The 21,157-nt window shown below is 51.3% G+C and carries 19 protein-coding genes and 1 tRNA gene; 12 read left to right on the top strand and 8 right to left on the bottom strand.

The features are described from left to right. Position 1 precedes the first annotated feature (1 nt). The 7 genes from BUF15_RS03885 to amrS all read left to right on the top strand — a co-directional run bounded on the left by BUF15_RS03885 (position 2) and on the right by amrS (position 8,771). Complete coding sequence (locus tag BUF15_RS03885) at positions 2-691, top strand: ABC transporter ATP-binding protein (protein ID WP_073612147.1); 690 nt, start codon at positions 2-4, stop codon at positions 689-691. A gap of 4 nt (positions 692-695) precedes the next feature. Beyond that, positions 696-1,724, top strand: a complete 1,029-nt coding sequence (locus BUF15_RS03880) for a hypothetical protein (protein WP_073612146.1) — start codon at positions 696-698, stop codon at positions 1,722-1,724. Positions 1,725-1,835: 111 nt separating this feature from the next. Continuing rightward, entirely contained in the window at positions 1,836-4,862 is a 3,027-nt protein-coding gene (locus BUF15_RS03875) for a PEP/pyruvate-binding domain-containing protein (RefSeq protein ID WP_073612145.1), read from the top strand. 70 nt (positions 4,863-4,932) lie between these two features. Beyond that, a complete protein-coding gene (gene gdhA, locus BUF15_RS03870; RefSeq protein WP_073612144.1) occupies positions 4,933-6,282 on the top strand; it encodes an NADP-specific glutamate dehydrogenase in 1,350 nt (449 codons plus the stop codon). Continuing rightward, positions 6,279-7,127: an arginyltransferase gene (locus tag BUF15_RS03865; RefSeq protein ID WP_234981106.1), complete on the top strand. Its 849-nt coding sequence runs from the start codon at positions 6,279-6,281 to the stop codon at positions 7,125-7,127. Before gdhA ends, BUF15_RS03865 begins: the two co-directional genes overlap by 4 nt. 363 nt (positions 7,128-7,490) lie before the next feature. Then, positions 7,491-7,673 carry a hypothetical protein gene (locus tag BUF15_RS03860; RefSeq protein WP_073612143.1) on the top strand — a complete coding sequence of 61 codons (183 nt, stop codon included), beginning with the start codon at positions 7,491-7,493 and terminating at the stop codon, positions 7,671-7,673. Between the two features lie 87 nt (positions 7,674-7,760). Then, on the top strand, positions 7,761-8,771 hold the full coding sequence (amrS, locus tag BUF15_RS03855) for an AmmeMemoRadiSam system radical SAM enzyme (protein ID WP_073612142.1): 1,011 nt from the start codon (positions 7,761-7,763) through the stop codon (positions 8,769-8,771). A gap of 34 nt (positions 8,772-8,805) precedes the next feature. On the opposite strand, the gene BUF15_RS03850 is transcribed toward amrS, so the two are convergent. After that, the gene (locus BUF15_RS03850; RefSeq protein ID WP_234981105.1) at positions 8,806-9,714 is read right to left on the bottom strand and encodes a hypothetical protein; all 909 of its coding nucleotides are present in this window, start codon (positions 9,712-9,714) and stop codon (positions 8,806-8,808) included. 547 nt (positions 9,715-10,261) lie between these two features. On the opposite strand from BUF15_RS03850, the gene BUF15_RS03845 reads away from it, so the two are divergent. Both BUF15_RS03845 and BUF15_RS03840 read left to right on the top strand, forming a co-directional pair. Beyond that, a complete protein-coding gene (locus BUF15_RS03845; RefSeq protein WP_073612359.1) occupies positions 10,262-10,870 on the top strand; it encodes a LysE family translocator in 609 nt (202 codons plus the stop codon). Between the two features lie 197 nt (positions 10,871-11,067). Continuing rightward, positions 11,068-13,893 (top strand): FAD-binding and (Fe-S)-binding domain-containing protein, encoded by a 2,826-nt coding sequence (locus BUF15_RS03840; RefSeq protein WP_073612358.1) that lies wholly within the window; start codon positions 11,068-11,070, stop codon positions 13,891-13,893. A 47-nt stretch (positions 13,894-13,940) separates the two neighbouring features. On the opposite strand, the gene BUF15_RS03835 is transcribed toward BUF15_RS03840, so the two are convergent. Then, a complete protein-coding gene (locus tag BUF15_RS03835) occupies positions 13,941-15,299 on the bottom strand; it encodes a replication-associated recombination protein A (RefSeq protein WP_234981103.1) in 1,359 nt (452 codons plus the stop codon). 434 nt (positions 15,300-15,733) lie between these two features. On the opposite strand from BUF15_RS03835, the gene BUF15_RS03825 reads away from it, so the two are divergent. Both BUF15_RS03825 and BUF15_RS03820 read left to right on the top strand, forming a co-directional pair. Then, entirely contained in the window at positions 15,734-16,843 is a 1,110-nt protein-coding gene (locus BUF15_RS03825) for a diguanylate cyclase (protein ID WP_073612139.1), read from the top strand. Positions 16,844-16,898: 55 nt separating this feature from the next. Then, the gene (locus tag BUF15_RS03820) at positions 16,899-18,092 is read left to right on the top strand and encodes an MFS transporter (RefSeq protein ID WP_073612138.1); all 1,194 of its coding nucleotides are present in this window, start codon (positions 16,899-16,901) and stop codon (positions 18,090-18,092) included. Positions 18,093-18,124: 32 nt separating this feature from the next. On the opposite strand, the gene BUF15_RS27640 is transcribed toward BUF15_RS03820, so the two are convergent. Next, positions 18,125-18,328: a hypothetical protein gene (locus BUF15_RS27640; RefSeq protein ID WP_234981102.1), complete on the bottom strand. Its 204-nt coding sequence runs from the start codon at positions 18,326-18,328 to the stop codon at positions 18,125-18,127. A 183-nt stretch (positions 18,329-18,511) separates the two neighbouring features. Further along, positions 18,512-19,048 carry a C-GCAxxG-C-C family protein gene (locus tag BUF15_RS03810; protein ID WP_073612136.1) on the bottom strand — a complete coding sequence of 179 codons (537 nt, stop codon included), beginning with the start codon at positions 19,046-19,048 and terminating at the stop codon, positions 18,512-18,514. A gap of 18 nt (positions 19,049-19,066) precedes the next feature. On the opposite strand from BUF15_RS03810, the gene BUF15_RS03805 reads away from it, so the two are divergent. Beyond that, entirely contained in the window at positions 19,067-19,264 is a 198-nt protein-coding gene (locus BUF15_RS03805) for a hypothetical protein (protein WP_073612135.1), read from the top strand. 208 nt (positions 19,265-19,472) lie between these two features. On the opposite strand, the gene BUF15_RS03800 is transcribed toward BUF15_RS03805, so the two are convergent. From BUF15_RS03800 to BUF15_RS03785, 4 genes are all read right to left on the bottom strand, one after another. Further along, positions 19,473-19,760, bottom strand: coding sequence for an integration host factor subunit alpha (locus BUF15_RS03800; RefSeq protein ID WP_073612134.1), 288 nt, complete (start codon positions 19,758-19,760; stop codon positions 19,473-19,475). A gap of 283 nt (positions 19,761-20,043) precedes the next feature. After that, positions 20,044-20,120: transfer RNA gene (locus BUF15_RS03795), tRNA-Arg, on the bottom strand. A 118-nt stretch (positions 20,121-20,238) separates the two neighbouring features. Beyond that, a complete protein-coding gene (locus BUF15_RS03790; protein ID WP_073612133.1) occupies positions 20,239-20,799 on the bottom strand; it encodes a hypothetical protein in 561 nt (186 codons plus the stop codon). Continuing rightward, the gene (locus BUF15_RS03785; protein ID WP_073612132.1) at positions 20,796-21,146 is read right to left on the bottom strand and encodes a DMT family protein; all 351 of its coding nucleotides are present in this window, start codon (positions 21,144-21,146) and stop codon (positions 20,796-20,798) included. Before BUF15_RS03785 ends, BUF15_RS03790 begins: the two co-directional genes overlap by 4 nt. Between the last annotated feature and the right edge of the window lie 11 nt (positions 21,147-21,157).

The raw sequence follows: 21,157 nt of genomic DNA, 5'->3' as shown, positions 1-21,157 counted from the left end.
AATGGTTATTGAACTGTTCCAGGTAGATAAGATCTACAATCGAGGGGAGCCCGGCGAAGTTCTGGCCCTGCAGGATATCAATCTGAAGATTGAGGAGCGGTCGATGGTCTGCCTCCGCGGGCCTTCAGGCTCCGGTAAGACCACCATCCTCTCGGTCATTGGCTGTGTCTTTCCACCTACCAGCGGCAGTGCCACCATTATGGGCAAGAAGATTTCCCGTCTGCCGGACCACTTTCTCTGCCGCTACCGGCAGAGCCTGATTGGTTTTATTTTCCAAAACTTCAATTTGTTGCCGGAGCTAAGTGTTCTCGAAAACGTGACCCTGCCGCTCTACCCAATGGGGGTGTCGCCGCACGAACGAAAACGGCAGGCCGAGCCGCTTCTCAACCGTTTTGGTATTACCCATCGTCGGGACTTTCCTGTGGCGAGCATTTCCGGTGGCGAACTGCAACGAGTGGCCATCTGTCGGGCGCTCATCAACAATCCGCCTATCCTCCTGGCCGATGAACCAACCGCCCATCTTGATTCACGTCTTGCCGAACAATTCATGGCTATGCTGGTCGAGCTGAAAGATGAGGGGAAAACCATCGTGCTTACTTCTCATGATCCCCGCATCTACAATTACTCAGGTGTTGACCGGGTGATCGATGTGGTCGACGGTCGGTTGAAAAGTACTGTCGGGGAGGGGTAAAGTCATGCTCCTCCAGGGCTGGGCCATCGCTCTTATGGTGAGCTTTCTCGGCACACTTTTTTTGGGACTTTATTCCGCCTTGTGTGCGGTGCGGATTTTACGTTATTGGGACCAGAACGCCGATACTGCGCGTCAGATTTGTCTCGAAGGTGAGACCTGGCTTTCGTCAGCTCTCATGCAGTACGGACTGTTTTTTCAGCTCTTCTCACTCGTACTCCTCGTTCTGGCTGCTGATAGTTTTTCCGGTCAGCTGGCAGGGGCGATGTGCGCCACAGGGGCGTTTACCGCAAACGGTTACGGTATTCCAGCGCTTTTTGTGAAGATCGTCATGGTCTTTTTCTGTGGCTACTGGCTACTGCTGCACCGGCTCGATCTGCAGGTGGAAACCTATCCCCTGGTGCGGCTGAAATACGTTTGTCTGCTGCTATTAATCCCCTTGCTGCTGGTTGATGGCACCCTCCAGTCGCTGTATATCTTCTCCCTTGAGCCCGACGTCATCACCTCCTGCTGCGGTGTACTGTTCCGTCCAGCTGAAAATGACGGTTTCAATCTGCTCAACCCGTTTTCCGTTCCGCTCCTGCTCTCACTTTTCTATTCCCTGGCCATGTTGCTGATTGGTATGGGCATTTGGCTGCAACGACGAATCTCGCAAACAACCGGTAGGGTAAGGTGTTGGCCCATGGGGTTCTACGCATGTTGCTGGGCCCTCTTTTTTGTCGTTTCACTCTGGGCGATTACCATCTTTTTTTCCTCCTATATCTATGCTATGCCGTCACATAGGTGCCCGTTTGATATCATTCAGGCTGAATATAACTATATAGGATATCCTCTCTACCTGACCCTGTTTGTTGCCACCTTTCTTGGGACCGGCTGTGGGGTTGCCGAGATGGTTCGCTGCCGCGAGGGCCTTGAACCGGTGGTTGATCGTTTTCAGGCCACGGCTTTGCCTGCAGCTCTTATACTGCTGATCATCTTTCTGCTTTTGAGCGGTTATGCCCCGCTTCGCTATATAATTGCCGGTGGTGAGGTCTGACCCCTTGATTATCCGGCTCAGTTGCGAAATACTTTGAAGTAGGATGGACTCGTAAAAGGACGAGTGCACGGAATACCGTGAAAGCCGGACATAATCTTTTAACAGGCTGCTATGTTTCTTGACTCAGGCAGGGTTGTTCCAGATTTCGACCCGCACTTCAAGATTTTCCATGAGCTGATGCAGTTCAAGGTTCAGGAGATTCTACTGGTCTCCAGTCTCTATGACGCTTTTCTTATGGAGGAGGACGGCAGTCTGGCCACCCGGCTGATCAACGAGTATCACGGTCTCAATCTTTCCAAGGCTCCCCGCATTACCAGGGTCTCCACTGCAGAGGAGGCATTGGAAATAATCCGAAAGGTTCCTTTCGACATGGTTCTTACCATGCCCTACCTCGGCAGCATGGATGCCTTTGAGCTGGGCGGCGAAATAAAGAAAATTCGTCCCGATATCCAGGTAGTGCTTCTGGCCCATAATCTTCGTTCGACCTTTGTGGAAAAGGTCGATGCCTACGGTGTCGATCGGGTTTTCCTGTGGTGCTGTGAGGCTGACCTCTTGCTTGCCATTATCAAGAATGTGGAAGACCACCGTAATGTCGATGCCGATATAGCGCGTGCCATGGTGCGGGTTATCATCTATGTGGAGGATTCTCCTGTTTACCGCTCGATCTTTCTGCCGCTCATTTACCGGGAGGTGGTGCGGCAGACCCAGTCAGTACTGGATGAGAGCCTCAATGAACGGCATCGTCTGCTCAGGATGCGGGCTCGACCGAAGATCCTCATGGCCACCAATTACGAAGAGGCAATGCGTCTCTATGAACGGTATCGGCCCTATGTCTTTGCGGTCATCTCCGATGCCCGGTTTCGAAAAGATGGGGAGCTTGATGCCGACGCCGGATTTTCGTTTTTAGAGCATATCCGAAACGAAATCCACGATCTGCCACTGCTGATGGTGAGTTCGGAACCGGAGAACAAGACCCGTGCGGAAAAGGTGCCGGCGATATTCATCGATAAGAACTCCCCGGTAATTCGTGACGAGCTGCATGCGTTTTTCCTGAACTACCTTGGTTTTGGTGATTTCGTCTTTCGGATGCCGGACGAGACAGCCATCGGTCACGCATCCAATCTTCTCGAATTTGAGGAGAAACTACGGGTCATACCTGACGAGTCGCTTGAATATCACGCCAAGCGTAATCATTTTTCCAACTGGGTGATGGCACGGGCTGAGGTGGCCCTGGCCCGGCGTCTGCATAACGAATATATTGCGGATATCGCAAGTATTGCCGATATGCGTGACGACCTTGTGTATAAGGTGCACTCTCTGAGAAAGCTGCGCCAGCAGGGGGTTGTGGTTAAGTTTAAGCAGAGCGGTTATGACCCTGATGTCATGGATTTCGTCAAGATCGGCAGTGGCTCCATGGGTGGCAAGGCCCGCGGCCAGGCTTTCATGTGGGCCTGCCTGCAGTCCATTCATGATAAAGAATCGATCCTGACCAGATTCCCGGTGACGATTCCCAAAACCTGTGTGATTACTGCCGATGGTTTTGATGCCTTTGTGGCCGAAAATAGTCTGGCGTATCAGGCCAAGATGGCCGATGAGATGGTGGCTGATCTGTTTCTCGATGCGACATTGCCCGCCTGGCTCAGAAAGGAGCTGTCGGCCTATCTGAAGAAGACCGAGGGGCCACTGTCGGTGCGCTCTTCGAGTCTCCTGGAGGATGCCCAGTTCCGGCCCTACGCCGGGTTGTACTCCACCTATTTCCTGGCCAATAACCATCCGGATTTCCATGAGCGGCTGAGCCAGCTGGAAAGTGCAGTGAAGCTGGTTTATGCCTCGACCTGGTTCGAGAGCCCACGGGCCTTTTCCCAGAGTTCGAATGTGGGCCGTGACGATTCCATGGCGGTGATTATCCAACAGGTGGTGGGCCGTGACCACGGCGGTTCCTGGTATCCGGCTATCTCCGGGGTGGCCCAGTCTCATAATTATTATCCGGTGCTGGGGATGAGGGCGGAAGAGGGCATAGCCCATATCGCACTCGGTATCGGCAAGACGGTGGTTGAGGGGGAGAAGTCTTTACGTTTTTCTCCCGCCCATCCCAAAAGATTGCTCCAGTTTTCCTCAGTCGACGATATGCTGGTGAATTGCCAGCGCCATTTTTATGCCCTCGATATGCGGCAGAACACATGTCTGCAGCGCTACAGTTCGAACCTGGTGCGAAGAAGTGTTCAGGATGCGGCGGCCGAGCTGCCGGTGCAGATGTTGTCTTCGACCTATATTGCGGATGAAGACCGGATTCGCGATGCTGACCTGCCTGGTTTGAAGGTCCTGACCTTTGCCCAGCTGCTGAAGTACACAAGCTACCCGCTGGCGAAAATCGTTCATGAACTTCTGGTGCTGGGGCGAGCCGGAATGGGCGGTGAGGTGGAGATTGAATTTGCGGTGACCCTCCATCCTGAGATCGAGAAGTCCACTTTCTATTTTCTCCAAATCCGACCGATGGTGACAGGCGGCGAACGTGTGGAAGTGCAGATATGTGATGGTGATCTTGAAAAAGCGTTCTGTTATTCACAAAACTCGCTTGGTCACGGCAATTTTTCGGATATCTTCGATATCGTTTATGTTGACCCGGACAATTTCACCTCGTCGAAAACACGCCAGATAGCGACGGAGATAGGAGTGGTCAATCGTAGGCTGGCAGCCGAAAAGCGGCCATATCTGTTGATCGGTCCCGGTCGCTGGGGATCGGCCGATCCATGGCTTGGGATACCGGTGCAGTGGATCGACATTTCAGGTGTTGCGGCCATAATTGAACTGCGGGGCCGTCTACTGAAAGTCGATCCCTCCCAGGGCTCTCATTTCTTCCAGAACATAACCTCCTTAGGTATTCCCTATCTTACTATCACAGAGAACCAGGAGGAGGGAATTCTACGGACAAGGGGACAGGAATTTCTCGACTGGTCCTGGCTTTCGGCCCAACCGCATGTACAGGGAGCCAACCTGCACTATGTCCGCCACGTCCATTTTACTGAGCCGCTTCATATGAAATGTGACGGTAAACGTTCAGAGGGATGCGGGTTGCCCGGTGAGAGAGCTGATGGCCCGCATTGCACTGTTGAAGGAAAAAGGATGTATAATGGGTAAAAGATCACCGGTAACTGATGGATGGCGCCAGGCCGATACCGGTTTGAAAAAAATACAATAGGAGCGAGAGATGGAACAGATAATGAGTCTGATCAAGGAGCGTGATCCTGAGCAGCGGGAGTTTCATCAAGCCGTTCAGGAGGTGGTAGAAACGGTCAAGCCTGTGCTGGACCGTAATATGGAATACCGGCAGCAGGCGGTGTTAAAGCGTATAACAGAGCCGGAGCGGGTGATCATGTTCCGGGTGCCATGGATGGACGATGATGGCCAGGTTCAGGTCAACCGAGGCTTTCGGGTCGAGATGAACAGTGCTCTCGGACCATACAAGGGCGGTCTCAGGTTTCACCCATCGGTCAATCTTGGGATTATCAAGTTCCTCGCCTTTGAACAGGTCTTTAAAAATTCCCTGACAACGCTTGCCATGGGTGGGGGCAAAGGAGGTTCGGATTTTAATCCCAAAGGCAAATCGGATGGCGAGGTGATGCGTTTTTGTCAATCGTTCATGGCAGAGCTGTACCGGCATATCGGCCCCAATACTGACGTACCTGCCGGTGATATCGGGGTGGGTGCCCGCGAGATCGGCTATCTGTTTGGTATGTACAAGAAACTGAAAAATGAGTTCACCGGGGTTTTGACCGGCAAAAGCCTGGCCTGGGGGGGCAGCCTTATCCGACCCGAGGCCACCGGTTACGGCAATGTCTATTTTGCTGCCGAGATGCTCGCCACCCGCGGGCAGACTATGGAGGGCAAGACCTGTCTGGTATCCGGCTCAGGTAATGTGGCACAGTTCACTACCGAAAAAATTCTCCAGCTAGGTGGCAAGGTGGTAACTCTCTCCGATTCATCGGGTTATATTTATGATGAGGCGGGTATCACGAAGGAAAAGCTCGATTACGTCAAGCAGCTGAAAAATATCCAGCGGGGCCGGATAGCCGAATATGCCAAGCAATATCCTGAGGCTGTCTATACACCGGTAGATGCGAACCAGGATGCAAATCCCATTTGGGCGCACAAAGCTGATTGCGCTATGCCCTGTGCCACCCAAAACGAGATCAACAAACAGGATGCGGCTCATCTTGTGGCTGGCGGCGTTTTTCTGGTGAGTGAGGGGGCGAATATGCCCAGCACTCCGGAGGCCATTGACATCCTGCTGGACAACGGGTTGCTCTATGCTCCGGGCAAAGCGGCCAATGCGGGAGGAGTTGCCGTTTCAGGACTTGAGATGGCGCAGAACTCCATGCGACTTTCCTGGCCACGCGAGGAAGTGGACGCGCGCCTCAAACATATCATGAAATCGATTCATAAGACCTGCCTTGATGCCGCTTCCGAATATGGGGCTGGGCAGAATTATCTGGTGGGCGCCAACATCGCGGGCTTTACTAAGGTGGTTAACGCCATGCTCGATCAGGGGTTGGTGTGACAGGCAAAAAAGAATGGGCGGAGCTGTCGATTGATAGGACTGATGACAGCGGGATGAAATCGGCGTGTTCCGCTCATGCGGAGGCAAGATGTGAGGGGATGGCTGTGACGACGGAGTACGATCAGCGCTGTGCCGCCGAATTTGTGCGGCTCCAACACCGGGTGGACCGATATTTTGTCGAGCTGAAGACGGAATGTCCCTATGGGTTGCCCTATATCGCTCGATTTTATCAGGCGATGTTCGGGCCGTTGACCGATCGTGCCATGGAGCTGTTCCTGGCAGCGGGATACCGGCGCAACGGCAACTGTCTCTATGCCATGCGCTGCCACGAGTGCCAGGGCTGCATCCCCATCCGGTTGCGGCCAAAGTTGTTCCAACCGAACCGCACTCAGCGGCGAATAGCGAAGAAAAACTGTGATATCGAGGTGCGTTTTGACCGGGTGAACATGGATCGCGAAAACCTCGATCTTTGCGGTCGATTCCTGGAGGCACGGTATCCCCAGGAGTATAATAGCGCCGATGGTTATTACGGAGGTTTCTTCTGCAACAGTATCGTCGATTCGATGAGAGTCGAGTTCCGTCTTGATGGGCAACTGGTGGGAGGCTCGATCATCGATCTTGGGGAGAGCTGGATGAATGCCGTCTATTTCTATTTCGATCCGGACGAGAGCAGGCGTAGTCTCGGCACCTTCAATATTCTCACCCTCATCGATCTCTGTCTCGAGTTCGGAATCGAATATCTTTATCTGGGCTACTATATCCCTGATGTCAGGGCAATGAGCTATAAGCAAAAGTTCAGACCGCACGAATTGTTTGAGAATGGTATTTGGCATCTTGCCGACTGATGGCCGGAAGGCCTCCGTTTCTTAATTGTCGCTCAATATGCTGAAATGTTGTGTTAATATTAAATTACATATTTCCTGACATGCTCATTCCTTGGCAAAATAAGGTGGAGATGGCGGCATGCTGAACTGTATTTGCCGCAATACCGGATAAATACGTGGCGTGTATTTTTGAAATTATTCTCTATCCATTTGACGACCAGCTTTTGTTTGTGATAGGATAATCCCTATAGTTGTAAACTGGCTCTATATCTACCGTAGCACATTATTCCTGACCTTTTGTTGCAGGGGGAAATGCTCGCATCCGGACGGGCGCCATCTATGCACACTTTGCGGAACGGATTCAGGCGTGCACAAGGAGGGGGGATGAAAAAATGGCATATGGAGGGAATCCTCAGGATAGAACGCATGGGCGGAGGGAAATTGCAGATACCTCATCCCGGTCAGAGAACCCTCTGGTCCAGGATGGATGATGATAGAGCAGAGAGTGAGTTTTTTCTGACCAAGATGATGCGGGCCATGAGAGAACGGGTGCAGCGTCAGGCTTAATAGTCATGAGGATGTTCAAACGACCCGTTAAAGACCGGAACGTCTGCTGTTTTTTGATCAAGGCGTAAATCATGCCGGAGACACGTCATGCAAAAGGCAAGGCTGTATACCAGCCACGACGGGCAGGTACGTTGTAATCTCTGTTGCCATCACTGTAGAATAAAAACTGGACGTCGCGGGCTCTGCAGAGTTCGTGAAAACCGTAACGGCGAGCTGTACAGCCTGGTGTACGGCAAGTTGGTCGCCGAACATATTGATCCTGTCGAAAAGAAACCTCTTTTCCACCTATTTCCCGGTTCGCTCTCCTATTCCATTTCTACCCGAGGCTGCAATTTCCACTGTCTGCATTGCCAGAATGCGTCCATTTCCCAAGTGGGGAAAGATGATGACCCTGGACGGTTTTGTGTAGATCGCAGTCCGGAGCAGGTTGTTGCCGCAGCTTCGGCCGCAGGCTGCAGAACCATCAGTTACACCTATGTTGAACCGACAATCTTCTTTGAATTTGCCTACGACTGTTGTCTGCTTGCTGTCGAGAACAATATCGGCAACATCTTTGTCTCCAACGGCTATATGAGTGAGCAGACAACCCGGTTGCTGGCTCCGGTGCTTACTGGCATCAATATCGATATCAAGTCGTTTCGAGACGATTTCTATAAATCAGTCTGTGGCGCCAGGCTGCAGCCGGTACTGGATTCAGTGCGACTGATGTATGAGTTGGGGGTCTGGGTAGAAGTAACCACGTTGCTCATTCCCGGTCGTAACGACTCGACTGCTGAACTGAGGGACATTGCTGCATTTCTGGCGGGAATCGATTCGCAGATACCCTGGCACGTCACTGCATTTTATCCCACCTATAAAATGATTGAGGAGCCCCGTACACCGCTGGCAACGCTTGAACGGGCCCGGGAAATTGGCTTGGCAGCCGGCCTCTCTCACGTGTATGAAGGCAATATCCCTGGCAGCGGCGGTGAGAATACCCGTTGTCCTGCTTGTGAAATGGAGGTTATCACTCGCCGGGGCTTTACCATATTGGCAAACAGGCTTATGGGCGGAGCCTGCCCCAGCTGTCATGCCGCCATTGCCGGAGTTTGGGGCTAATCCTTGCAAACTCTCGTATTAGCCGTTTCCCATCCTATTTTTTGCCAAACAACCTGCTGCTGGTCAAGGTCAGCAGAATAGCAAAGATTGCTGCCGCAAGCCCAAGCAGGACGTTGTAATAAGGTGGTGCGGCCAGTGCTATCCGGATGATGAGGGTTGAAAGGGCAAATCCTGAGTTCCTGAACACGGCATAAAACGATGGCTGAAAGCATTGAGAAATGAGTACCAGCAGAATGTCTGTCAGGATTAGCACTGTATAGAATTGGTGCAGAAAATCGGTATGTTCCCGGCCGGCAAGAGTGGCGGTGAGGCTGTGCAATCCCATGTAGATAAAGATGCCGAGCAGTGTCAGGGCAATGCCTTTTTTGGCAGCGACAAAGGCGTAGAGATCGGTGGGACGCATTGCCTTTTCTGCGGCCTTGGTCTGAACGAGGTAATAGCAGCCGAGAAGACCAAAGACTAAGAGGGCGCCAAAGCCGTCAGAGAGAATGCGTAGCACGGCCTCCTGGTTGCCGTGAAAGGTGAGCGGTTCCGGGAATTTCGATAATTCCTTAAAGGCATTTCGTAGAAGGATAAGCGAGAGAATCTCAAACTGTTTTCCCACTGAGCGTGAAAACGAACAGGGCAGGGTAAAGACCAGGCTGATGACCTCGAGAATCAGGACTACGGTAAACGCTGCCGATATAGCATAAAAATGGTTGGTTGGAACAAAGCTAAACAACGGGCCGGTAAGTATGCCTAGCCGCTTTGCCTCAATGGCCAGAAGACTTAGCACGAAAAACAATACCAGCATAATCGAGATTTTTCTCGACAGTTTCTCATGCTCCCAGAAATGGTGCAGCGGGTCAAAAATAAAGGTAATTTTTTCGTAAAGGAAATTCATTGCTACAAGAATAGTAAGTTGATGAAAGATGTTGTAATTGAAAATGAGAATCGTTTGCAATTTAGCATGGAGAAAAACGATTGGCAACCGCAATCTTTAGATGATGTGGCACTTCAATATTGATACAGAGAGAGTGGGCTATCAATGGTTACATTTCATCATCATGAAATTGCCTGACGGGCCATGAGCTGAACCGGCAGGCAGAGGAGATGCCGGCAGGGGGCTGAAGCCAAGAACCGATCAGAATGCTGCTTCGGCCCACGGGTCTTCTGTGACGGGTTCAAGTTCCATCACAAATTTTATCATGTTCCATGGTGCTTTGAGGATTTCGAGTCCAAGCATTTTACCAGAACCCTGTTGTCATATGAAGTTCACAAGCGTTGCAGGGCCTGAAGAGAAAGACGATAAGGCATTATGTTATGCATTCTATGCTGTTTGACAGAAATTTTCTCGACCTCGTAGCGATGATAAAGGTATGTTGTCTTCCTGTTAGAGAATGACCGTTGTGGTAGGTTTGCTATGCTGAAGCTATCTTTATAGCTCAGGAGAATGCTGTTTTACTATCCGTGGAGAAATTGTTGTGCTGTACTCTCTTAATTTGACCCTGATGTCACTTTTCATCCCGACCTTTCTTTTTGTTTCCGCGACCCCCGGCATGTGTATGACGTTGTCGCTTACCCTGGGAATGACCATCGGGGTGCGGCGAGCCTTGTGGATGATGCTTGGTGAACTGGCTGGCGTGGCCCTGGTATCGGTTGCAGCTGTTATTGGGGTTGCTTCTATCATGCTGAATTATCCACAGGTCTATTTCGGCCTGAAATATGGTGGAGGTGCATATCTGGCCTATCTTGGCTTTCAGCTATGGCGTTCACGCGGAAAAATGGCCATCCAGGAAAATCCCGTATCGGACGGGATAGAGCTGAGGCGGCGAGCGCTTATTCTGCAAGGCTTTGTCACTGCTATCGCTAACCCCAAAGGTTGGGCCTTCATGATTTCGCTTTTACCGCCCTTTATCGACGCACAATTGCCGCTGGCCCCGCAACTCACCTTGCTGGTTTTGCTGATCCTCGTTATCGAATTTAGCTGCCTGTTGCTCTATGCCGGAGGTGGCAGGACGCTTCGCCGGTTTTTGCTCCAGGCAGGCAATGTCCGGATGATGAACAGGATTGCCGGGACACTCATGGTGGGAGTTGGTGTATGGCTGGTGCTTGGTTAAGTACATAAACCAGCAAAGAGTGTAGTCCATTTGAGCGAACCTTTGTCTGATCCTGATTGAATAATGTGTTGGTAATACTTACCATATCTTGAAAGTTACCGTTTAGCTTTGAAGTAAGGGCAAAACTTTATGCCATCTTGGATGTGACAATACGGTCGAATCAGGGGGTGTGTATGAAAGATAGTGCCAGTCGTAATATGTTGTCCGGGCGATATCGGCGGTTTCTGGATATCATAGACCAATATGTCGATGAAGAGCGGATAATAACCGATCCGCTCCGCACCCTTGCCTATGGAACGGATGCATCCTTCTACCGGTTGATCCCCCAAGTTGTGGTCAAGGCTCGCGATGAAGGTGAAATATCCCGACTGCTGAAGGCTGCTGGCCAGTGCGAGGTCCCGGTTACTTTCAGGGCTGCCGGAACCAGTCTTTCGGGTCAGGCCATAAGTGATTCGGTATTGATATTGACCGGCAACAACTGGCAGGAGCGGGAAATCCTTGAAGATGGTGCCAAAATCCGGTTGCAGCCCGGTGTTATCGGCAAGCATGCCAATAGTTGCCTTGCACCCCTTGGCCGAAAGATCGGTCCCGACCCGGCTTCGATCAATGCAGCCATGATTGGTGGTATTGCCGCCAATAATGCCAGCGGCATGTGCTGTGGCACCTCGCAGAACAGCTACAAAACCGTGGCCCGGATGCGCATCGTTTTCCAGGACGGTACGCTCCTTGATACTGGCGATCCCAAGAGCCGTGAGCAGTTCAAAACAACGCGCCCGGATATCCACGACGGCATTGCCGCCTTGGTGCGGGAGGTACGGGACAACGCGGTGCTGTCGGAGCGGATTCGCAACAAGTTTAAGATCAAGAATACCACGGGTTATAGTCTCAATGCCCTGATCGACTACGACGACCCTATTGATGTGATCACCCACCTGATGATCGGCTCGGAGGGTACGCTTGCCTTTATTTCAGAGATTACCTACGAAACGGTGGAAGAACACGCTAACAAGGCCAGTGCTCTCATCCTGTTTAACTCCATTAAAGACGCTTGCCTGGCCACCGAGATTCTTAAAAAACAGCCGGTGGCGGCTGTGGAGCTCATGGACCGTGCAGCGCTCAGGTCGGTGGAGAACAAAGCGGGCATGCCGGATTACCTTAAGTCCCTGGCCGATGGGACGGCTGCACTGTTGGTTGAGACACGAGCTTCTGAAAAAGAGGTTCTGCAGGAACAGATTGGTGCCATATCCACTGCCCTTACTCCGATTACCCTTGCCCGCCCTCTGGAATTCACCGACAAGGTCGAGGAGTACACCAAGCTCTGGAATATTCGAAAAGGGCTATTCCCGGCTGTCGGTGCAGTGCGTGAGACCGGTACCACTGTCATTATCGAAGATGTAGCCTTCCCCATCCAGCATCTGGCAGCGGCAACGGTCGAACTGCAGCAGGTGATGGCCCGCTATCACTATCATCACGGCATAATCTTCGGACATGCCCTCGAGGGAAATTTGCATTTTGTCTTCACCCAGGACTTCAGTACGCCGGCTGAAGTTGAGCGGTATGGTAACTTCATGCACGACGTCTGTACCATGGTGGTGGAAAAGTATGACGGCTCGCTGAAGGCTGAGCATGGCACCGGTCGTAACATGGCGCCCTTCGTGGAATATGAATGGGGCCATGAGGCATACCATCTCATGGAAAGGATCAAGGATATCTTTGACCCGAACCATCTGCTGAACCCTGGTGTTATCCTGAACACCAACCCCAAGGCACATCTGGAAAACCTCAAACCCCTGGCTGCTACCCACCAACTTGTGGATAAATGTATCGAATGCGGATTCTGTGAGCCGGAATGTCCGTCGCGCAATTTGACGCTCTCGCCACGCCAGCGGATAACCGTCCAGCGGCAGATTTCGCGGTTGAAAGCTATGGGTAAATCGCCGGAGCAAGTGGAGACGTTGCAGAAGGCCTATCAGTACGCCGGCGACGATACCTGTGCTACCGATGGGCTATGCAAGACGGCCTGCCCGGTGGAGATAAATACTGGCGATCTTACCAAGGAGTTACGACGGATGCGGGTGGAGGGTACTCCGCGAGAGACCCTGGCCCGGCTGGTGGGCAAAAATTATGGGGCGGTCACGGCGATGGTCCGGCTGGGGCTCACGACTGTCGACTTTGCGCACAAAATCTTCGGCACGACGATTATGAAGACCGTGGCCGAGACAGCCCGTAAGGTGAGCGGTAATCGCTTGCCGCTCTGGACACCGGAGATGCCAAAAGGTGCGGGGAGGCGGTCCTACCCGCATGCCGGGGCCCTGGGAGGACGCCAGGTGGTCTATTTTCCCAGTTGTATTTCCCGCACTATGGGCCCGGCCCGGGGCGACAGTGAACAACGGCTACTTTCGGAGATTACTGAACTGGTGCTGAAGCGGGCCGGTTTCGGGGTGATTTACCCGGAGAAGATGGAAAAACTCTGTTGTGGTGTGCCTTTTCAAAGTAAAGGTGCGTTCAAGCAGGCGGACGAGAAAGCGGCTGAACTGGAGCAGGTGCTGCTGTCAGCCACTGGAAGCGGTATTGTACCGGTGATTTGCGATACCAGCCCCTGCCTTTATCGAATGCGGGAAGTGATGGATAAACGACTGAAACTCTATGAGCCTGTGGAGTTCCTCCATGATTTCGTGCTGCCGCATCTCACTATCAAGCAACTCGATGAGACGGTGACAATCCACACCACCTGTTCTTCCCAGAAGCTCGGACTTGCCCCGAAAATGCTGGCGATAGCCAAGGCGTGTGCCAAAGATGTGGTGGTGCCGGAGAAGGTTGGCTGCTGCGGTTTTGCCGGTGATCGAGGATTCACCTATCCTGAATTGAACAGTTCAGCGCTTGCCGAACTGCGCCCGGCGGTGGAGGAGGGAGGAGCAACTTCCGGCTATTCCAACAGCAGAACTTGTGAGATTGGTCTGTCGCTTTATTCAGGCATCCGCTATCGGTCGATCATGCACCTGGTTGAGCGGTGCACGAGGTAACTTTTCCGCAATATTTTTCCTAAGGAGTAGCAGGCGTATACAGCCTTCTACTCCTTTTTCTTTTTTTCATCCTCAAGCTGTTTCTTCTTGAGCCCTTCCCACCAGTCTAATCGTTTCTGGATCTCCTTCTCAAAACCAAAGTTCGATGGAGTGTAATAGGTCTTTTCCTCCATGGTGTCGGGGAAGTACTTCTGGTAGCTGTAGTTGTTGGCAAAGGAGTGGGAGTAGCGGTAGTTTTTATTGTAGCCAAGATCCTTCATCAGCTTGGTGGGGGCGTTACAGATATGGAGCGGTACCTTATGATGACCAGTAGCAACGGCATCATCTTTGGCAGCAAAATAGGCAACTTCGTTGGCGTTGCTCTTGGGTGCCGTGGCCAGGTAGATGGTGAGCTGGGTGAGGGCGGTGGAGGCTTCCGGCATACCCAGAAAATGGACTGCGTCCTTGGCGGCAATGGCCTGGACGATGGCCTGGGGATCGGCAAGGCCGACATCCTCGGTGGCGATCCGCACCAGACGGCGGGTGATGTACATCGGGTCTTCCCCCGACTCCAGCATTCGGGCCAGCCAGTAAAGGGCTGCCTGGGGATCGCTGCCCCGTATCGATTTCTGGAAGGCCGAGATCAGGTTGAAATGTTCCTCACCGCGTTTGTCGTAAAAGAGTGAGCGTTGTGAAAGCGACTGCACCACCTGCTCGGCGGTAATTGTCTCGCCGCGGCTCATTCGACGGGTCACCATCTCCAGATTGTTGAGCGCCTTCCTCCCATCTCCTCCCGAACGTTCTGCTAAAACAGCAAGGGCTTCTTCATCTGCCTGTAATTCTTTTGGTATCTCGGTGAGCGCGCGGGAAAGAATCTTGATGATATGCACATCGCTCAACTGCTCCAGTACAAAGACATGGCAGCGGGAGAGCAGGGCGCTGATCACCTCAAATGAAGGGTTCTCGGTAGTGGCGCCGATAAGAACAATGGCTCCCGATTCCACATAGGGCAGGAAGGCGTCCTGCTGTGACTTATTGAAGCGATGGATCTCATCGACAAAGACCAGGGTTTTCCTGTTTTCCGTGAGAAGGCGTTTTCGCGCCTCTTCCATCAACACCTTTACTTCAGCAATTTTTGAGAGTACGGCACTTAACGGACAAAAAGCATGGGCGGTACTGTGTTCGATGAGCCGGGCAATGGTGGTTTTGCCGGTTCCAGGCGGTCCCCAGAGAATAAACGAGCTGTAATTGTCGGAACTGATCATCGTCTCGAGCATCGAGCCGGGCCGCAACAGTTTCTCCTGGCCGACCATCTCGGTCAAGGCAAGGGGGCGGACCCGTTCGGCCAACGGAATATCGAGCGGTTGCTGAGTGGTATCGATAAAGGAGAGCTGCTTGGATATGGTCATGGTTCGTGTGGAAAACATATCTGGAGAACATTCACTCGGTGCTGGCGGGCACACCCCGCCTTTTGTACCTGTGTATTGTACCATGGCAAGCAGTTCATGCGAACGTTTTCGGATACGTCGGTTGCTGGCATGCGCTTTGCCTGAATTCCTGCAGGTTGAGTGAAGTCGTACACCTCTCCTTTTTTCTGATTTTTCGCTGGTCGTCTTTCAACCCAGTGACACATAAATGCTCTCCTGGAGGTACATCGCTGCGAAATAACGAGCATAAAAGGCAAAGAATTATAGGAAATGGTGGAATACCATGATACAGTACCTCACATTTGTATGTGGGCCCGGTGCTGTTGAAAACATCCTTGTCATAGGTGTGAGATGGGGTTGAAATCCTTGATTTTCTTACCTACACCTGCAGGTCGGGTCCGTGACCATGTTGTTCTCATTCGAAAAGGATTGTGATGAGTATATCCTGGGTCATGAACCTCTTGCGGAATATGATTTTCGCCGGCCATGTCGACGAGAAGAGCGCCGACGTTCGTAAACAGATCCTCATCAGTTCCCTGTTCAGCCTGGTCAGCATTTTTTTTCTCCTCATCTTCGGTATTAACAGCCTTCTCTCCGGCCGAACATTGCTGGGAACGGTTGACCTCAGTTTTGCTGCCATTAACGGTTTCATTTATCTCTACTTACGATGGAGCGGCAACCATCGGATCTCGTCCCTGGTGATTGTCCTGGTGATGATGTTGCTTTCCTTTTATCTGCTCTGTACGGGGGGACCGAAAAATACCGGGCCACTATGGCTCTATATCATGCCGGGCCTTGTTTTTTATATTCTTGGATTGTATCGAGGGGCGATCATGCTCGGCGCATTGTTTTGCCTCTGTGCCGGCATCCTGTATATACCAGGTCATCCACTGCTCATGACAACCTATGACCCAGAGTTTGTTGATCGATTTATCGGCTCGCTCTTTTCAGTCGGCGTTGTTGCCTGGGCCTATGAGTTTACCCGGGAAGACGGGCGGCGAGAGTTGCTCAACCTCAGCCGCCGTCTGGACGAACTTTCCCGTCGCGATGAGCTGACAGGGCTGGCCAACAGGCGCGACATGCTGGAGAGGATTCAGCGGGAGATCGACAGGAATGCTCGGAATAACCTGCCTTTTTCCATCCTCATGGCTGATATCGATCATTTTAAAAAGATCAATGATACCTACGGCCATGAATGCGGCGACAACATGCTGCGGCTTGTTGCCAGAACGTTGACCGCCAATGTGCAGAAACGTGATCTTGTAAGCCGCTGGGGCGGAGAGGAGATGCTTATCCTGCTGCCGGAGACAGATCTGGCCAAGGCTCACGGGATTGCAAAACGATTGCAGACAGTTGTTGGTACCACACTGCTTGCACACGGAGATGCTCAGGTTGGCGTCACCTTGAGCCTAGGGGTTGCTGAATTTTCACCGTCACTTTCGATTGGCGAGTTGGTTAATCTTGCGGATGCCTATATGTATAGAGCCAAAAAGGCAGGGCGAGATACGGTCTGTAGCTCCTTGTGCAATCATGAGCTGAACTGACGGGCGCTGATCCAGAATACTATCGGAATGAATTTTCCAATCCCAAGAGTCACTGATGACACGAGAAGATAAACAGTCAAAGCCGGAGTTTGATACAGAAAGAGTTGTTCTGCTGTCCATCTGCCACTTTATTCATGACATTTATTCAAGCTTTCTTGCTCCGTTGCTCCCCTTTCTGATAGAAAAATTCGCACTATCTCTCACTCAGGCTGGGTTCCTTTCTACTGTTATGCAGATTCCGGCACTGATGAATCCCTATATCGGTAAGCTTGCCGATCGAATCAGCGTGAGATACTTCATTATAATGGCTCCAGCCCTCACTGCTGTTCCCATGTCGCTTCTGGGAGTTGCTCCCAGCTATGGGATTTTGCTGATTCTACTTTTTTTAACAGGTATAAGTGTCTCTCTCTTTCATGTTCCCGCGCCGGTTCTGGTTTACAGGGTCGCCGGGAACAGGACGGGCCGGGCAATGAGTTTTTATATGACCGGTGGTGAGCTGGCCAGGACCCTTGGACCGCTCACCATCATAAGTGCCATCTCCCTTTTAGGTTTTGAAGGTTTTTACCCGGTCATGATCGTTGGAATCATTGCCACGATAGTGATGTACTTCAAGTTCAAGGAGATGCCGGTCACCCTCAAACCAAAGGAAAAGACGTCTATCCGCAAGACATGGCGGGAGATGAGAGGGCTGCTGCTGCCACTATCTGCTATAGTCGTTGTCCGTGGTTTTATGCATGCCTGTCTCACAGCTTTTCTCCCGCTCTATATCATGCAGCAAAGCGGCAATGTCTGGCTGGCTGGCATTGCTCTCTCCATTTTTGAGGGAGCTGGGGTTGTCGGCATTCTTACAGTTGGAGGACTGAGTGATCGTTTTGGCCGCAAGCGACTTCTCATGTTCTGTCTTGTTGTCGCGCCCTGCGCCCTGTTGCTCTTTACTGTAACGTCGGGCTGGTTCCAGCTTGGGATATTGCTGGTTACAGGTTTTTCCCTGCTCTCGACAACACCTGTTATGCTGGCCATGATCCAGGAGTACTCAGAAGATGGATCATCTGCTGCAAACGGTATTTTTATGATGATAAGCTTCCTGGCAAGATCAGCTGTCGTTGTCCTGGTTGGCTTTGTCGCAGATATGCTTGGGCTTGAAAAGACGTATGTTATCTGCGGAGTGATCGGTTTAGCCGGAATTCCGTTTGTTGTACGTATCGGTTCAAGTGTAAAGGAAGAGGAACCCATGGAAAAGACCTTTTGATTTTTTCCAGGACTTTTCTGAAATGTTTATCTTTATGACCCATTTGTCTTTTGAAACGGGATATAGAGTACCTGTCCTTCCACCTTACAGACCTGTGCCAGCTCCATGTGCCGCAACGTCGAAAACCTGGCACGGAACTCCCGTTCATCAAGAGCCAGTTGACTGCAGATCTGCTCAAGTGAAATAGGGCCACTGGCTGTTATCACGTCAAGAATCCGTTGGAGGTCTGCGGGCAACGTATCACCCTTTGATTTCGTCCTGGTTGCAACGTACACGGCCCATGGATCGCATGTTTTTGGAGCAGAAACTGCGTCGATGTAACAGTCTTCACAGAGGGTTTGGCCAGCGTGTTCATAAATATCCTGCTCTAAAACAGCAGAGGTACATTTGCTGCAAAGCATACGTGTGCTCTCTTGTTGTCAGAGATTCTCGACATTCCTTCCAAAGGGTTCAGATGAAATCGTTTCCTTGTCACCGGTTATCAGGGCTGCTGCGATTTCCGCCGCATCGGTAATTATTTCCCGGCAATGCAGTGCATGGTCTCGGCAAAGCCACTGATCCTGCCATAGGGTGGTAATCTCCCGGCAGAGAGTGTAACCGTATTTGGAATGAATTTTGTTGGGGATCTGATTGAAGATTCGATACAACCCGGGTTTGCCGTAAAGCTGTTCAGCAGCCATGTTCATGGCCTTTTTCCGGTCTTCATTGTGCGGTAGCGCGCTGCGGCCATGGATTGCGCTGACAGCCATAACTGCCCCGGCGATTGCCCCGCAGGTATCGCCATAGAGTCCGATGCCGCCACCGAAGCCGGTGGCCAGTTTGAGAACATCTTTTGGGAGGTCGGTTTCTATATGTTCCAGGACTGCTTCAAACACACATTCTGCACAGTTGAAACCTTTTGAAAAATTCTTTCTTGCTCGATCCTTAATAGAGATAATTGTTTCAGCCTGGTTCATGAGTGTTCTCCTCTAGCGGTGAAAAACAAGATCTCTGAGTTTGTTTGCAGATACCAACCATATCAGGATGGGGCGTTGGCCAGGGTAGGGACCTTTGCTGCCCTTCTGAAGGGTGATATCGGTCTTACGCTTGAAAGCTATGTTCTGCTGATCGTGGCGGCCTTGGTTGCTCGATCAATACTTCTGATCCTGCTTATCTCTGTCAGGGTTCCCTAGCTATTTTCAACACTAAAATTACTGGGTCGAAATTGCTGGGATACCTCTTGTTTGCCTTAGGCAGACCATCTCTCAACTTTGAGAATGACAGCCCAGCTAACCGCAACCAGAGTGAAAAATGGTGCGACTGCAACGCAGGTGATGAGAAGATAAATATCTGCACCTTCATTCGAAACGATGAAGGTGCACATTGTAGATAATGCAGGCTCTACAGGTTATTCACTTTATCCCGCAAGATGCCCGAAGGGCTAAAGGTGACTACTCTTCTCGGGGCCAGCATAAGCTCACTTCCGGTTTGAGGATTGCGTCCCTTTCTTTCCCGTTTGTCTCGCACATTGAATTTGCCGAAACCACTCAGCAAAAGATCGTCTCCGCCGATCAAGGTGGACTTCGCGAGATTAAGAAACGATTCTACCGCTTCGCTTGCCTGGGCCTTGGTAATACCGTCATGGCCTAAATACACTTCTCGTACAATATCTGCTTTTGTTAATGTCATGTGATCCTCTTGGGTTGCAGATTGATGGGTAAGTGCCACTCTGTGCAGCTTACACTATATCGTACCAATGCTTATATCAATGGGAATGAAATTATTTAATAGTACAAGATGACGATAAAGTAAAAGATTTTCCTTATGTTTGAAAAATATATGGTGTAACTGAGGCCTTGAGGAGAGCAAAAACTCTGGTGTATCAAAAGAAGGGTAAGCGCTCAGCAATGGGATAACATGGCGGAAACAAAAAAGCCTTTACAGTAGATATACTGTAAAGGCTTGAATTTGCTGGTACACCCGAAGGGATTCGAACCCCTGACACCCAGGTTCGAAGCCTGGTGCTCTATCCAGCTGAGCTACGGGTGCAGATGTATGCGCTCTGATACCATGTCTTTGCCTGAAGGTCAACTGTTAACCTGAATTTCTGGTCAGCTGGTGCTGAGCCGAGGTGGGTTGCGAGTCGATTTATGCGAATCTGTTCGGTTCAGAATGACGAATTGTTGAAATCAAGGCTAGGTGGTTGTTTGGTTTTCCCGGATTCCCTGCGGATGCAGGCAAGAAGAACCTGTTCCAACTCATATTGTTTGGTGAGCACTACTCCAGTCAGTCGCTCCAGTTCCTGCATTTGGAAGGAGGTAGCGGCTTTATGGATATGGGTACAGTTGTAGTTGAGGCAGAACATCGGCTTGAAGATAAAGATGCAGCCTGTTTCACCAAGAAAACAACATTCTCTGCCATCGTTTCGTACCTGGCGTACTTCGATGCCCGCTAGAATGTTCATGAGCATCTGCAATGCGTCGGTTTCACCTGCCATAAAGAGGCTGCAACAGCCGCCGCTGGTCTGTGATGAGCAGCGGATACAGAGTGGGCCAAGTTGCATTTCTGCCATATGGTTGGCTACCGCTCTGGCGTGATGGGTGAGTGACTTGAGTTTGTTCATAAACGTCAAATCGTTTTGCAGCTGTTCAGCAAGTTGACCAAAGATTACGTGACTTGCCGCAAGTCGTGACTCCACCGAACCACCGTATAGAAGAGACTGCATCATGCGAATTTGTCCCTGAACATGAAGAATACCGCGCCGATGAGGCAGAGCCCGGCCCAAAGATAGTCAAGCTTTAGCGGTTCTTTTAAATACATAACTGAAAACGGTACAAACACTGTCAGGGTAATGACCTCCTGGATGATTTTCAGTTGGCCGACGCTCAACGCCGTGTAGCCGATACGGTTTGCCGGCACCTGCAGCATGTATTCAAAGAGCGCAATCCCCCAACTGAGCAGGGCGGCGATGATCAGCGGTTTGTTGTTAAGTTCCTTGAGGTGTGCATACCAGGCAAGGGTCATAAAGACGTTGCTGCAGATGAGCAGGGTAATCGAGATCAGGATCGGTTTCATGCTGCTGTATG

The organism is Desulfopila aestuarii DSM 18488 (assembly GCF_900143695.1).
GTDB lineage: Bacteria > Desulfobacterota > Desulfobulbia > Desulfobulbales > Desulfocapsaceae > Desulfopila > Desulfopila aestuarii.
The sequence above is the reverse complement of the archived record's forward strand: the minus strand, read 5'-3'. Positions and strand labels throughout refer to the sequence as shown.

Coding starts and splice junctions, on each gene's coding strand:
- BUF15_RS03885 (WP_073612147.1), top strand. CDS start 2: ATGGTTATTGAACTGTTCCAGGTAGATAAGATCTACAATCGAGGGGAG.
- BUF15_RS03880 (WP_073612146.1), top strand. CDS start 696: ATGCTCCTCCAGGGCTGGGCCATCGCTCTTATGGTGAGCTTTCTCGGC.
- BUF15_RS03875 (WP_073612145.1), top strand. CDS start 1,836: ATGTTTCTTGACTCAGGCAGGGTTGTTCCAGATTTCGACCCGCACTTC.
- gdhA (WP_073612144.1), top strand. CDS start 4,933: ATGGAACAGATAATGAGTCTGATCAAGGAGCGTGATCCTGAGCAGCGG.
- BUF15_RS03860 (WP_073612143.1), top strand. CDS start 7,491: ATGAAAAAATGGCATATGGAGGGAATCCTCAGGATAGAACGCATGGGC.
- amrS (WP_073612142.1), top strand. CDS start 7,761: ATGCAAAAGGCAAGGCTGTATACCAGCCACGACGGGCAGGTACGTTGT.
- BUF15_RS03845 (WP_073612359.1), top strand. CDS start 10,262: ATGTCACTTTTCATCCCGACCTTTCTTTTTGTTTCCGCGACCCCCGGC.
- BUF15_RS03840 (WP_073612358.1), top strand. CDS start 11,068: ATGTTGTCCGGGCGATATCGGCGGTTTCTGGATATCATAGACCAATAT.
- BUF15_RS03835 (WP_234981103.1), bottom strand. CDS start 15,299: ATGTTTTCCACACGAACCATGACCATATCCAAGCAGCTCTCCTTTATC.
- BUF15_RS03825 (WP_073612139.1), top strand. CDS start 15,734: ATGAGTATATCCTGGGTCATGAACCTCTTGCGGAATATGATTTTCGCC.
- BUF15_RS03820 (WP_073612138.1), top strand. CDS start 16,899: ATGACACGAGAAGATAAACAGTCAAAGCCGGAGTTTGATACAGAAAGA.
- BUF15_RS03810 (WP_073612136.1), bottom strand. CDS start 19,048: ATGAACCAGGCTGAAACAATTATCTCTATTAAGGATCGAGCAAGAAAG.
- BUF15_RS03800 (WP_073612134.1), bottom strand. CDS start 19,760: ATGACATTAACAAAAGCAGATATTGTACGAGAAGTGTATTTAGGCCAT.
- BUF15_RS03790 (WP_073612133.1), bottom strand. CDS start 20,799: ATGATGCAGTCTCTTCTATACGGTGGTTCGGTGGAGTCACGACTTGCG.
- BUF15_RS03785 (WP_073612132.1), bottom strand. CDS start 21,146: ATGAAACCGATCCTGATCTCGATTACCCTGCTCATCTGCAGCAACGTC.